Source organism: Pseudoalteromonas sp. PS5 (assembly GCF_004103255.1).
Lineage (GTDB): Bacteria > Pseudomonadota > Gammaproteobacteria > Enterobacterales > Alteromonadaceae > Pseudoalteromonas > Pseudoalteromonas peptidolytica.
This window is the reverse complement of record NZ_RCSQ01000156.1, coordinates 1-13,498: the sequence shown is the minus strand read 5'-3', so window position 1 is coordinate 13,498 and position 13,498 is coordinate 1. Positions and strand designations below refer to the sequence as shown.

Below are 13,498 nucleotides of genomic sequence, written 5' to 3'. Positions count from 1 at the left end.
TTAAGTCAAATTGGTATTATGTTTTATTGCACACGCATCGACACTGAAATAGCACAGTGATCACTTAGCATTTTGTCCTCTTGCATATCAGCAAAAAAATGCACGTTCGGTTCAATAGCAACTGAGCTTGCCAGCGCCTTGCTCACTAGAATATGGTCAATAGGCACAGGGTAACGCGGATGACAGCCCTGCAGAGGTTTTGTCACATTGACCAGCGGAGCTTGTTCTAGAGTTTGGTTATCAATCAGTTTTCGCCAAAAGACGTTACCGTCCTGGCTCAAGCGGTGGTTAAAATCCCCCAGCACTACATACTGCTCGTCAGCATGCGCTTGGATCCATGATTTCAGCACTGGTAGTTGCTGAGCCAATAACTGACACGCTGGCCTATCAGAGTCTTGATAATCGGAGACAAAACAGCCGCTTTTGAGATGGACATTGAGTACTGATACTTCACCAGTTTGAGTCTGTAAAGTGACTTCTAGTCCATGCCTTAAACCTTCAACTCCCATCGCTAACGGCCCAAAGCTCTCTACATTGCTAAGTGCTATTTCTTTTTTTTATTGCAAAAGCGGTTTTTTGTTGCGTCGATGTGTAACTACTTCCTCTACAGTCATACGTACGGCTATTTTCTCTCGCCGATAATACCAGCTGCCACTTTTGTGCAGGAAAAATTTGCTCCAAAGCAGCTACCGAGTCTACTTCTTGGAGCGCAATAACGTCAGCATCTAAACCATCAGCATATTGGCGTAGCGCCAATATTTCGTCCTGACTTCTTGGTCTACACCCTGAACTTGCTGGGTAAGCTAAATGTTCAATATTCCACGACGCTATTTTGAGCGGTGCAACTGAAGTCGACCCCTCTTCTGTTGAGCTGCACCCAGCAATCGTTATCGAAGCGCTAAACGCGAGCAGTAATGCTTTTAGTGTTGTTGTCATAATTAACCTAGTTTATGCAATAAAATCTAACGTTAGCAGTAGTCTTTTCTGATGATTTGCCGTTTTAGGAGAGCGGTGTACTAGACCCTTGCCTTCATTTCCAGCCCACCGTTCCCCCTTTAAAAGCGCCACATCACCACATTCTAAAGACCTGACTGTTACATTAGAGTCAATGATCAGCCTGTCATTCTCTCTTTTAACTAAGTTATTATCAAGCCATTCGCTGCCAAGTCCAGCCAAAGTCGTGACCAACCTTACTGGTACTTTATCGACATGGAATTTAGGACACATCGCAGAATGTAAAGTTTTAAGTCGTAACCCAACCACGGTTAAGTCAAATAGACAACTAAACATGTCAACTATGCCGGTAATATAAACTAGAATCTCATCATCTATATGTAATCGACTGAGCGCATCTTTCATCTCAACAGCAATATTGTTAGCGGCAATTTGCGCTACTATATCTATGTCAGGCGCCGTTTCTAAAAAATCATTTATCTGTTTTTGTAATTGGCTTGATAGCGACTGCTGCCATACCGCAAGATTACACTCTGGCTGATAAATTTTGGTTAGCACGTTGGCTTGCTCAGCACTTTGGTAATGGCTTAGTTGGGTAGATCTATCTTGTGCTACACAATTGCTCATATTTGTTTCCCGATATAATGTATTTTTAGTCAATAAACTGGCGCAGCGAATAATTTTTGAAATGGCTATAAACTAAGGCTAAGGAGCCTATTACGGTCAAAAATACTTCAAGTGCTTCATTGACTCTATCCTCCCCGATTAGCCAAGGTGTGAGCAGCAAGGCTATACCTAAGACACCGACCAAAAATACTTTTGTAGATTTATGGCGCATGCAGCCAAGTGTAAGAATAGGTAGACTGATAGGTACAATTGCCAGTAATAACCATTGATGAAACGACTCATCAAACAGTACCGCGGCACTTGCCATAACAGGTAGGGCAATAAACATTAATGGGAAAATTAAGCAATGAAAAATACACAGTATTGATAACCCAATTGCAATTTTATCTCCCAGAATTTGTCGTTTCATTCGCTTACTCCCATTGTCTATTTGATACAATATAACATACCAAAATAAAAATGGGAGTAGTACCACTTTATTCAGCTATTGGTTTATCTTGAGCTATCGGGATCTTGTTGATAGTACGAGCGAAAGTAATTTGGAAATACACAGTTATTCGGTTTTGAGTCTATAAAGAGCCATCCTTTTTTTCATTGTGAGCCACAATTAATCGATTCAGTTCTTGCTTACTTTGCTCTGGTGTTTTACCTGAGGTATCTAGCACGATACAAGCTGATTGCCATTGCTGGTATTTTCTTGACGTTACGCTTTCCCATTACGGCAATATAAGATTAGGAATATCTGACAGCCTTTTCTCTACACGCTCACGATGTACTTTTTGGTCAGAGCAAATCACTTCGATTTCGATATACGATGACTCTGCTGTGCGCGCAACATTCAACCATGCTTCCCGAGATGCGGCTACCGGATTGGTTGAATCAGCAATTACTGGAATACCATTTTTCAGATTTTCAAGTGCAAGGGCATAAGCAACTTTATAACCTTCATCGTAAAGATCACTAACACCACTATTTTTTAATGTTTGCTCTATTGTATCAACTCGTATGTGGACTGCACCGAACATTGATGAAAGAAATCTAGCAAGTTCAGTTTTACCAGTCGCAGGGAGACCTCCAAAAATATACAACATAATATTTTATTTAACCTAAATTAAAAAATAAAAGAGAAACCTTAATTAAGATTACACAGGCATTATTTCTTGCCCGAAATCAATTAATAATTAGTGCATAAAACACTCAACACTTAAGCCTTTAGATCTCGGTTATATTTAAGCATTTAATGCTTGGTGGTGCAAAAAGAAATGCACTTAGCTTGTCTAACACTCCGTTATTTTCAATGAAACTAAGATATGCTTGATGGGACTCCTTGGATAGCCATATTTCATAGCAAAAAGCGCTTAGGGAGCACCACAGGGTGAGAGCATACTTCGTTAACGACCATTAACCGAAGATAAGCTCTGCCCTGAATTCATCGTCAAAGCTGGCCCGAACGCACTTGCCACGTATCGAATCTTTGCGGCCTGTGTGCTGGTTTACCAGATTGCGAACAACCCGCCTGAACAGCGCCATATTCTCAGCCGAAATCGGTTCGCTGATCTGGCAAGCATCTTCCTTAAACACCACGTCCAACACCCAATGCTGTTGGTTCTCGATGTGCCAATGATGGCGGATGGCTTTTTGCAACATCTGTGCATCTGGCTCGACAGAAGTAACATAAAAGTGCGTGTCTATTTTTGTTGTCGGGCCAGACTTACTGTGTCTTTCAACCGCGACCAGCGAAGTGAGCCCGGGCCATTTTTCTCTTACCTCTTCAGGCAGTTTGTCTGCCTTCAAAGCATAGGTGATGCGGGTTTCCTGGCGTCCATGACCATTGCTGACTTGTACATCTTCAGGCAAATTCTCCTCTTGTTCAAAGGCTGCTTCAAAACATGAAGTGACTGCTTTATAGAGTGTTTTCTGATTCGCTTTGACTTGAACCAAGTAATCAGCCCCTCTTGAAATCAGTGCTGAGAGCGTCGCTTTCTGACAATGTAGTGCATCTAGTGTGACGATAGAATCTGAAATATCGAGCACATCTAATAAGGCCCTAACTGCCGGTATCTCATTGGACTTATTTTCTACCGTTCGCTGATACAAAGTTAAACCAGACTCGCAATCAAAAGCAGACACCAAGTGTAAGTTATCCTCACTCTTTTTACTGGCACCGCGCAGGGTTTTGCCATCAAACGCAATGATTGGCTTACCTGACTGAGACCGTTGCTCGTTAACCCAACTGAACAAGGCCAAAACCAATGAATCAGTCTCTACTGTCTTAAGAATTCGTGCAATGCTATGTCGCGTTGGAATACCGTGCTTAAATGCTCTGAACTGCCTGAGCCAAGACAGTTTACTGCGCCCGAACACTTCGATATCTTTCCAGCCTTCACAACCGGATAATACTGCCGAGATGATAAGAAACAAAACATCAGCAAGATCATGATGTTGATTAATGGAAGAACGCTTATCTTCAACAAGTTCAAGGTGGCTAAATAACGACATAATTAACAAGTAGATAGTGATAATGTGGGCGTTATTAGATCAGAAAAAGACCGAGTGTTAAAGCCTTTTTACAAAGTGTGATCCCGCCGTGGGGAGCACCAAAATACTGGACTGAGTGTGTTTTAAGATCGTTTTCGTTTTTATCATGGAGTTTGGTTTTTTCGGTTACATGACAAGCATAAATTAAACATTACTTAACACTGCCAATGAGCTAAGCACAACAACTAAGTCGTGGGTTTATTAAATTGTTTGCTGTGCTTACTCAGGATTATCAACTACTTCAACTGTTTGTGACTCTCGTATCACCCTCTTAATTAACGACTCTACTTCACTTCTAAAGTCAAATATATCACTTGAAGCCAATATATCGCCTCGGTAAAGTTTGTCACTCTTACTTAATTTAAAAAAGAAGCCTTCCTCCTCATCCATTTTAATCACATGAAAGTTTATTTCATCACCAGCAAACTCTCTAATGTTATCAACTCTTGCTGCCAAATCTTCTTTTTTAGAAACAAAGCTAGTCAGCAATTCATCCTGGCCCAATTTCAACGATATATTATATCCATCACCGTATACTGGCTTTGATATTTCATAACGTGACTTAATCTCTTTTTTATCCAGCACCATGCTTTTACAGCTCCTATTTTTTAAAATAAAATTTAAAGCGATTTTTAACGAAATATCTTTGTAACACGTCTACATCACATTAGCTTGTAATACCTGGTTGTTTTAATTTTAATACCACTCAGGTTAAGCTTTGGTTCAATTTGTAATGAGGATAATGTTTTTCACATAAAAATAGGTCATGACTATGTATTACTTAATAATTATAACAATTTTATATAGCAGTTACACCGCTGCCAACGAAATAATACCTGAGCTAGAAATTGAGCCGGTGACTCCGGGAGTATTTATTCATAAATCATATAGTCAGATTGCCGGCTGGGGTTTGGTAAGCGCAAACGGCTTAATTGTTGTTGAAGATAAGAAGGCATTTATTATCGATACCCCATGGTCTTCTCGAGATACGGAAAAGTTAGTTGATTGGATACACTCGCAGAAGTTTACTTTATTAGGGAGTATATCTACCCATTCTCATGATGACAGAGCCGCTGGTATTAAATGGCTCAATGAACATGGAGTCTCAACCTATGCAACAGACCTTACCAATAACTTGCTAGAAAAAGCAGGCAAGACCCAAGCTACGCACTCTATCAAGAAGAATAAATTTGTGTTAGCGGACGGCTTATTAGAAGTTTTTTATCCTGGTGGCGGGCATACAATTGATAACATCGTGGTTTGGCTACCAAAATCAAAATTGCTATTTGGAGGATGTTTTGTGCGTAGCCTTCAATCGCAGAGCTTAGGCTATACTGGAGAAGCTCAAATTGAGCAATGGCCGCATTCTGTTGCTGCTGTACTATCAAGATACCCTAATGTAGAGATCGTCGTTCCTGGTCACGGTGCGATTGGTAGTATTGAATTGCTCAAGCACACAAAAAAATTGGCAAATAAAGCCACAAAAAGTGGGGGTTAGCTTGCATGACGAGGCAGGTGTTCCTGCCTCATACAAACTGATAGCGTATGAATCAAGTCGAGGTTAATTCAACCGATTTACTTCAATACAGCTATCCATATCTTTTAAATCACAACCTTTATGATAAAACGCATCGCGCTTTTCAGGGGTCGTTGCCATTTTTGCTGCTTGACGGCAACCTGAAATATCACCAAGTTCACAGCTTTTTGCATAATATAATGCCGCGCCTTTTTTATCTCGTATACGCTCTAGACCGCGCCATGCAAAGTTATAACATGCTTGTGCATCATTGTTCGTACAACATGCTGTATTTGCTTGCTGCAAAGCACGTGGAAACTTATCAATTTCGACTTGGCAAACTTGAGTCACTTTTTTTGGCATCTTTGGTGGTACACGCACAAAAAAGTTCTTGGTCGCGATTTCTTTCTGTTGATAAGCAACAGATATAGTCCACTTACCGTTAACAAGCTCATTCGCGTTTTCAAACTTCCACATCGCAAAATTATCACGGCCAAAATATAATGTATCTTCCCAAGAGGAGGTTATTTCTGGTTTTCCATTGATCATGATCTCTGGATGCACAACCGTTACAGTAACTGGTACTTTAGTCGCAACATAGCTCGTACTGTTTGGATTTTCAGTCGTGCTATTGATTAGTTGATTTACCTGATAGCTAAAGCCAAAAAAGTTTCCTAGCTCAGCAGGTACGGCAAAGCCTTTTTTGAACTCATACCCCACAAGTTGGTTGTTTTGAAAAAGAGGCTGTGCATGACCTGATTTTTTAATCTCAGCACTGCCAAGCTCTATCGTATTTTTAACTACTTCTGTGCTTTCAGTGTTAGAAGCAGTTTTACAACCAGAAATAAAAATCGGTAATGTCGCTAAAAGGAGGGAAATGATGGTCTTTTTCATAATTTAATCCTTAAAAAAAGTGGCGCATTTTAAAAGAATTAAAAAGACATTGTCAAGTTACCATAATATATACAGACTGTTTTAAATTAATACCACTTGTTAATCTAACTATGCTTCTATTGGTATTATTTTTAATAATCATAATTCTTAAGCCTCGAATTTTTTAATTACTTCAAGTGACAAGTGATACTTCATCATTTTAAAAGTGCCTTAGCAGCCATAGTTTTAAATATTTTCGACTAACCATAGAAAACAGCTTTCCCAACGTTTTGTCACTGTAATAGACCGAATGCAAGCAATTGAAAGCAAACGGTCATCAACAAGCCATACCATTATTGGGTCAGCACACATAAATACCTATAAAAGGTAATTGCATTAATGAACAATATATAATCTTTTAGCTACTTGTAATATTTATTTTGCTAAATCTATCCATTGACCCTGAGTAAGCTCACTTAACTTCTGTGGATTTAGTTTAAACACTGAGTTAGGAGTTCCCGCCGCAGCCCAAATCTCAGAGTACTGATTCAAATCTTCGTCTAATATTGTATGAACTGATGAATTATGAGCGACTGGTGGCACGCCACCTATTGCATAACCAACTTTTTCACGTACAAAATTAGCATCAGCTTTGGTAAGCGTAATACCTGTTGCTTTTCTAACTTTGTCAGCGCATACCATGTTAGAACCAGAAGCAACAACGAGTACCGCTTCACCGGTTTCTCCATGTTTGAATATTAGTGACTTTGCGATTTGAGCAACTGTACACCCAATAGATGCTGCGGCATCTGAAGCTGTACGAGTTGAGCTAGGCATTTCCTGAACTACAAAGTCTTGACCATTTTTGGATAAAAACTCTTGCACTTTCATTGATGAAGGTTTCAATTCCTTTGACATATATTCTGTAACCTCATTAATTAAACTATAAATATAACGCCTTATTCACTATCAAAATACCTAAATAAACCGCTATGCTCTGGTATAATACTGACTAACAATTACACGACATTGTTACAAAGTAAACTGATAAATAGATGCAAGAGAAATTTTCATCTTAATTATTTTATTTAGACATCGGCTACCTTGATAGGCTAAATACTACTAGCGCTAACTTCATAAGCTCCCCACCCTTCCTTGTCCATCACAACGTATCAAACTTGTGAGCTGCGTTCGATAGAGGCTTCACTCCTTGCGTAATTTCGTCTTCGAGATTGTTGGAGAACCGAGAACTCAATGCCGCTGGTTTTGCAAAGTAATAACCTTGTAAAAAGTCAGCTCCAATTTCTCGTAGCACTTGCGCTTCCGTTGGATCTCTCCCCTCCCTCACAAACAGGTGAACCCGAGACTGAATTATGGCGTATTATGTATCAACAACGCTGTACCGCTAAGAGGTTAGGTTTGAAAAATCATTCGCGAAAGGTACCATCATCAAGGCTGAGTCGCCTTGCTCATTTGGGTGGATTGGCAGGTCAAGTTGCATCAAATATGTTATTTGAAGGCGCAAAGCAGGCGCTTCAAGGGCAACCTGTGAAACGAAACGACCTATTGCTACAGAGCAAAAATATTGATGCAGTTGCGAAGAAGCTGAGTCACTTGCGCGGTGCGGCAATGAAGTTAGGACAGTTACTTTCAATGGATGCTGGAGATCTGCTACCACCGGAACTTGCCATGCTGCTGACTCACCTGCGTGCAGACGCTATGCCAATGCCACATAAGCAACTCGTTGGTGTCTTGGAGCATGAATTAGGGCAGGACTGGCTCGATAAGTTTAGTCATATTGAACTGAAAAGCTTTGCACAAGCGTCGATTGGGCAAGTGCACAAAGCAACCACCGAGAATGGGCAGTCTCTTGCAATCAAAATACAATATCCAGGAGTGGCTCAAAGTATTCATAGCGATGTAGACAATGTCGCGAGCCTAATCAAAATGACGGGGCTACTTCCTAAAGGGATTAGTATTGACCCTTTAATTGAGGAAGCAAAGTCGCAGCTTCTCGCGGAGACCAATTACCAATTAGAAGCAAATTATTTACAGCAATTTGCCAGAGGACTTTCTGATGACACGCGCTTTAAAGTCCCAGCTGTAAATCAAGCGCTAAGTAGCCAGCATCTGCTGAGTATGGAATATGTCTGTGGCGCGCCGCTTGCAGAGACCGTTGCTTTACCACAATCTGTTCGCAATGACATAATGACTGCACTCATTGAGCTGTTCTTTATCGAAATGTTTGAGCTTAAATTGATACAAACAGATCCTAACTTTGGTAACTATTTATATAACAAAGACACCCACCAAATCGTGTTATTAGACTTTGGCGCAACGCGTATCGTCAACAATGCGATTAGTGTTGGGTATAAAAACCTGTTACGGGCAGCGAGAGAGCAAAACCGTGAAGCTGTTAAACAAGCTGCATGTGACATTGGATATTTTGATACTGATATTGCACCCGAGTACTGTAACGCGGTTATTGAGCTGTTTTTACTTGCAACAACTCCACTTCGGTGTGACGGCCCATTTGATTTTGCTAACAGCCAGCTAAGTAAAGAGATAAGTGAAAAAGGACTGGCTTTAAATCGCCATTCCAACGAGTGGCACACACCACCTGTAGACGCTTTATTTATTCATCGAAAGCTGGCGGGGTTATATTTAATCGCAGCCAAATTGCAAGCCAAAGTAGACTTAACGCCACTGCAACGCTACTTAAGTTAGACTAAGGTAAGGAGGCTGTTGTTTGAGTAAGATACACAATCCAACAGCACAATACCACTCGAGCCGGCCGGATAATCATTACAACGCAAAGTCGCTGACACCCACCGTAATATGTGTATACCAAAGCAACCGTCTACACTTTAAGCCTGCACTCAATGGATTGAGAGACAAATTATGACAACGGTCTGAAAAGACCGTCAGTTCAAATAACACATACAAGATATCCAAAACTTTTTTGGTTCTCGTTATTAACACTCGTTATTTACCTTATGCGACTCAACTTTGGCGCCCTGTGTGATGATAAAAACTCGCCAGAAACTGTGAAATAGCGCAGCGTTAGCGCCATTTAATAAACCATGTGCAACATGGGAGCGTTCGAGACCGATATTGCACATTAGTGTTATAGCGCAGTGATTAACTGTTTTTACTTACAACGACTCTGCGTCAATTACAGCATGCTTTTAAACACGCCATCTTTGCGTATAAAATGGTGGAAACATGCAGCACCAATATGAACGACCAGAACAAGTAACAGTAGTAGCACCGCAAAACCATGTCCCTCACGAAACACAGCAAAATACTCAATATTTGCCACCATTGCCGCTGGCATAGTCAATAGGTCGAACACGACAATTGGTCTTGCACCAAAGTACTGCATCAATAGACCGCTAACCGGTATGACTAACATTAAAAAATACAAAAGCCAGTGACTAAACTTTGCCAGCTTAACTTGAATAACGGGCATTGTTGATGGCCGCGCTGGGGCTGTCGATTGTACTCGCACGATAAAACGCAATATCAGTAATATTAACGCCAGCACGCCAAATGACTTATGCAATCCAAGTAAGCTCAGCTGCCATGGCTCCAGTGAGCTCACCATGGCAAGTCCTGCACATACCATAGACAATATCAAAACCGCCATCGACCAGTGTAATAATCGCATAGTAAAAGTATAGCGAGTCACCAGCTTATTCACTTTCTTTCCCTCCCAATGCCCCTATTAACTGTTCTTTCGCACGGCGTCTATAAGACTCAGCATAGGCGGTCGAACGTGCTCTTAAAATAGGATCGGCTGTTGCCGATAACCCCGTCGGTAAGATTAAAGGGTCAAAGTTCAGTGCATGGCACCCTCCTTCCAATTGTGGTTGCCACTGGGTAATGTTAATTTCCCCTGCGTTTACTTGAGCTCGATTACTTGGCCACTGAATAGCGGGGTTATTTTCATCATCAGCCGGTGCCGCAAGAGTAAACTGCCATGTAAAACGAACATTGCCCTGTGCAATTCTAGCCGCCAGCTCTTTTTGCAGCGCCGCACTGTCTGTAAACGGGTTTTTGCTCGCCTCGCCTAATGGTAACATTTGCCAACGTACGGCCTGCTTATTGCTTTGTGCATCATGTAAGTAAAAGGCATTGATGCTATGGTAAGTCTCGAGTGCCAAACTTTCAGTGGGCGTGTAACTTGCTTTCCATGCTAAAAAGTCTGCGCTTTCAGGGTGCTTGGCAAAAAATGCCTTGATTGCATCACCACCCTGCTTTATGGCGACAAGTTGCTGATAAAAGTCATGCGGATTGCTCACAGCCATTACCGGAGGTGTATTCATGGCTATGTTCCAACGCTCTGAACCGGTAACAAAGCTGAGTGCAAAACTTCTAACAGGCGCACTCAACTCATCAGCATGTGGATTGTTACCAGCGATAGAAAACCGGCCGATAAAGGGGTGAACGCCTGCACTAAAAACTTCAGCATCCGAATAGTGCGTTAGCGACCCATTCGATACAAATTCTCCCGACACACAAACGCCTTTGGCATGCGCCCTTCTAAACCCGGGAAAGTGTGATTGCCCTTGTTGTAAATCAACAAATTGTTGGGCGGTAACTTTTGTGCTTGCCTGCGCCGGTTGCGTCAAAAATAGCACCGCGCCATACCAAGCGACGAACGCACTTATTCCATAAAACCTTGCCAAGGAATATCTAATCATAAAAATAAAAACCTCATTAAACCGAGCTTGAGATAACAAACTGCGCTGGCGAGTGCCGACTCGCTTATGGACAGCCACTCATCAGACCTTGGTTCCGGCAAAAAAATTTCACACCGCTACGCTCCAATAATCATACAAAATTGTATTCTGAACCCGTTGAAAACTGCGTTATGCTATAGCTAAACGACCAAACAAACCGCACAATGAAGATATTGCTTGTAGAAGATGACCACGACACTGCAGAGTTTATTTGTAATGGCTTAAAGCAAGCTGGAGAATCTGTGGATCATACGCAGTGCCCAAAAGATGCAATAATAAAAGCCTCCACCACCTCATTCGATGCCATTATTTTTGATAGGCTACTGCCGTCGATGGATGGCCTAGACGCAGTAAAAATCCTTCGAGCGAGCCACATCTTAACTCCTATCATTATGCTAACGGCATTGAGTGACACCGCAGCACGGGTTGAAGGCTTGGAAGCTGGCGCAGACGACTACTTAGTTAAGCCCTTTGCATTTGTCGAGTTGCATGCAAGACTAAAAGCACTGTATCGACGCAAACCAGCTGCGCAAACCGTGAATGAATTACAAGTTGGTTGTGTAAAACTACTCAGAACATCAAGGCAAGTATTTAGAGGTGAAAACGAGATTGAGCTAATGCCAAAAGAGTATCAGATTTTGGAATTTTTAATGCTTCACCCTAATCAACTGGTTACCAAAACTATGCTGCTAGAACACGTGTGGGGGTTTAGTTTTGACCCAAAAACCAGTTTAGTTCAAACACATGTCAGCCGCTTACGTAACAAGTTAGACAAGCCTTTTAACAGTGAAGTTATCAAAACCATTCGTGGCAGTGGCTACTTACTTTCTGAACAATAATATGAAAACGAATACTCAAAAATACCATTTGGTACTGGCGCTTAAATTTTCTTTTCTATGTTGGATACTAACATGTGGTCTAGCACTTTTGGTATCGCACTTTGTGTCTCAAAGTGAACAGTCCAGACAACAAACCGAAATGCTTGAACTTATTGAGGAAGCCGTCGAGCTTTACCATAGTGATGGGTTGGAGTCTTTGGTAGAAGTATTTGAGTTAGCAGAAAATGAAACTTGGACCAAAGAAGAAGCGCAGGAGCATTGGCAAGAGGAAGGCTGGCTTATGGCGTTATACCAAAAGGACGTAACAATCGCTGGTGGCGATATAGGTTTTGAGCGAGCAAACACCGCAAATCCGCAGCTACAAACAGAAATAGATGAAGCAGCACAACACATTTTTTATCAGGCACAGCAAATCAACGATGGCCTTTATTTACATCTATGGCAGCGCCTTGACCACGATGTTGTTATTGCCCAGGACGCTAGAAAACAATTTATTGTGTGGCTAGCGATATTTTGCTGGCTGCCGCCTTTGCTCATCTTTGTCTATTTTAGACAAATGCAAGGCAATACCATTACCAAGCTGAGTCAACAACTCTCTTTAGTGGCTAAAGCGCCTGAGCTGCATCGCACCGTCGCAAAAAGCGATGACCCACAGCTGCTACAATTATGCAGTGTGATCAACACGATGCTCGACGAAATTACCAAGCTCCATCACAATATTAAAACAATGTCTGTGGGAGTTGCCCATGACCTTAAAACGCCTCTAACCCGCGTTGCAAACCGGCTACAATCTATGAGTCAAGACATAGACGATCCGGTACAATTAGCCGTTCACCTTGAAAAGGCCTGTGAAGAATTAGAAAAAATCATCTCGACTTTTAATAATTTAATCCGCTTGAATAGTATTGAATCTGGAAAATATCAACAAGGTTTTAAACAGATTGACTTATCAACACTGCTTTTAGATCTAACTGATAGCTTCGCTCCGGTTTTTGAAGACGCAGAAAAAACCTTATCCGTCTCGATATTGCCAAATATCAGCTGTTATGGAGATGCGGATTTGCTCGCGCAATTGGTCTGTAACCTGTTAGAAAATGCACTTGAATATACTAATCCAAGGGCGTCTGTATGGATCAGGCTGCAAAGTCACTCATCTGGCGTATTACTACAAATCGGTGATAATGGCCCTGGCATCGCAACGTCAGACCAAGCACATATTTTCGAGCGCTTTTATCGTGCCGATACTAGCCGTTCCTCTTCAGGTAATGGGCTCGGGCTAAGCATTGTCAAAGCAATCTGTGACATACATGAGGCTCGGATTTATTTGCTTGAGGGTCAACCGGGCGCTGTGTTTAATATTGAAGTGCCAACTCATTAGGGCCTGTTTATCTTTCAAGTTTGTTTTT

General features: G+C 41.5%; 15 protein-coding genes. 4 read left to right on the top strand and 11 right to left on the bottom strand.

Going from position 1 to position 13,498, the window contains the following annotated elements:
* Positions 1-23: 23 nt before the first annotated feature.
* From D9603_RS22205 to D9603_RS17505, 7 genes are all read right to left on the bottom strand, one after another.
* Entirely contained in the window at positions 24-509 is a 486-nt protein-coding gene (locus tag D9603_RS22205; protein WP_241651706.1) for a hypothetical protein, read from the bottom strand.
* A gap of 28 nt (positions 510-537) precedes the next feature.
* Entirely contained in the window at positions 538-936 is a 399-nt protein-coding gene (locus D9603_RS22200; RefSeq protein WP_241651705.1) for a hypothetical protein, read from the bottom strand.
* A gap of 12 nt (positions 937-948) precedes the next feature.
* The gene (locus tag D9603_RS17525) at positions 949-1,581 is read right to left on the bottom strand and encodes a DUF1826 domain-containing protein (RefSeq protein ID WP_128732290.1); all 633 of its coding nucleotides are present in this window, start codon (positions 1,579-1,581) and stop codon (positions 949-951) included.
* Between the two features lie 25 nt (positions 1,582-1,606).
* A complete protein-coding gene (locus tag D9603_RS17520; protein WP_128732289.1) occupies positions 1,607-1,990 on the bottom strand; it encodes a MerC domain-containing protein in 384 nt (127 codons plus the stop codon).
* Between the two features lie 307 nt (positions 1,991-2,297).
* Entirely contained in the window at positions 2,298-2,672 is a 375-nt protein-coding gene (locus D9603_RS17515) for an AAA family ATPase (RefSeq protein WP_241651704.1), read from the bottom strand.
* 310 nt (positions 2,673-2,982) lie between these two features.
* The gene (locus tag D9603_RS17510) at positions 2,983-4,080 is read right to left on the bottom strand and encodes an ISAs1 family transposase (RefSeq protein WP_128732288.1); all 1,098 of its coding nucleotides are present in this window, start codon (positions 4,078-4,080) and stop codon (positions 2,983-2,985) included.
* 258 nt (positions 4,081-4,338) lie between these two features.
* Positions 4,339-4,707 carry a hypothetical protein gene (locus D9603_RS17505; RefSeq protein WP_128732287.1) on the bottom strand — a complete coding sequence of 123 codons (369 nt, stop codon included), beginning with the start codon at positions 4,705-4,707 and terminating at the stop codon, positions 4,339-4,341.
* A gap of 184 nt (positions 4,708-4,891) precedes the next feature.
* Here D9603_RS17505 and blaDIM point away from each other — a divergent pair, with 184 nt between their 5' ends.
* Positions 4,892-5,617 carry a DIM/SIM/IMP family subclass B1 metallo-beta-lactamase gene (blaDIM, locus tag D9603_RS17500; protein WP_128732286.1) on the top strand — a complete coding sequence of 242 codons (726 nt, stop codon included), beginning with the start codon at positions 4,892-4,894 and terminating at the stop codon, positions 5,615-5,617.
* 63 nt (positions 5,618-5,680) lie between these two features.
* On the opposite strand, the gene D9603_RS17495 is transcribed toward blaDIM, so the two are convergent.
* Positions 5,681-6,529: a DUF3859 domain-containing protein gene (locus D9603_RS17495; RefSeq protein ID WP_128732285.1), complete on the bottom strand. Its 849-nt coding sequence runs from the start codon at positions 6,527-6,529 to the stop codon at positions 5,681-5,683.
* A gap of 414 nt (positions 6,530-6,943) precedes the next feature.
* Positions 6,944-7,426: a YbaK/EbsC family protein gene (locus D9603_RS17490; RefSeq protein WP_128732284.1), complete on the bottom strand. Its 483-nt coding sequence runs from the start codon at positions 7,424-7,426 to the stop codon at positions 6,944-6,946.
* Between the two features lie 501 nt (positions 7,427-7,927).
* Between D9603_RS17490 and D9603_RS17485 the strand changes: the two genes are divergently transcribed.
* Positions 7,928-9,235 carry an AarF/ABC1/UbiB kinase family protein gene (locus tag D9603_RS17485; RefSeq protein WP_241651703.1) on the top strand — a complete coding sequence of 436 codons (1,308 nt, stop codon included), beginning with the start codon at positions 7,928-7,930 and terminating at the stop codon, positions 9,233-9,235.
* A gap of 448 nt (positions 9,236-9,683) precedes the next feature.
* Here the strand turns inward: D9603_RS17485 and D9603_RS17480 are convergent, their stop codons facing one another.
* On the bottom strand, positions 9,684-10,211 hold the full coding sequence (locus D9603_RS17480; protein ID WP_241651702.1) for a cytochrome b: 528 nt from the start codon (positions 10,209-10,211) through the stop codon (positions 9,684-9,686).
* Positions 10,204-11,214 carry a catalase family peroxidase gene (locus D9603_RS17475; protein ID WP_128732283.1) on the bottom strand — a complete coding sequence of 337 codons (1,011 nt, stop codon included), beginning with the start codon at positions 11,212-11,214 and terminating at the stop codon, positions 10,204-10,206. Before D9603_RS17475 ends, D9603_RS17480 begins: the two co-directional genes overlap by 8 nt.
* Positions 11,215-11,417: 203 nt before the next feature.
* Between D9603_RS17475 and D9603_RS17470 the strand changes: the two genes are divergently transcribed.
* Positions 11,418-12,092 carry a response regulator transcription factor gene (locus D9603_RS17470; protein WP_128732282.1) on the top strand — a complete coding sequence of 225 codons (675 nt, stop codon included), beginning with the start codon at positions 11,418-11,420 and terminating at the stop codon, positions 12,090-12,092.
* 1 nt (position 12,093) lies between these two features.
* Positions 12,094-13,470: a HAMP domain-containing sensor histidine kinase gene (locus tag D9603_RS17465; protein ID WP_128732281.1), complete on the top strand. Its 1,377-nt coding sequence runs from the start codon at positions 12,094-12,096 to the stop codon at positions 13,468-13,470.
* The last annotated feature ends 28 nt before the right edge of the window (positions 13,471-13,498 follow it).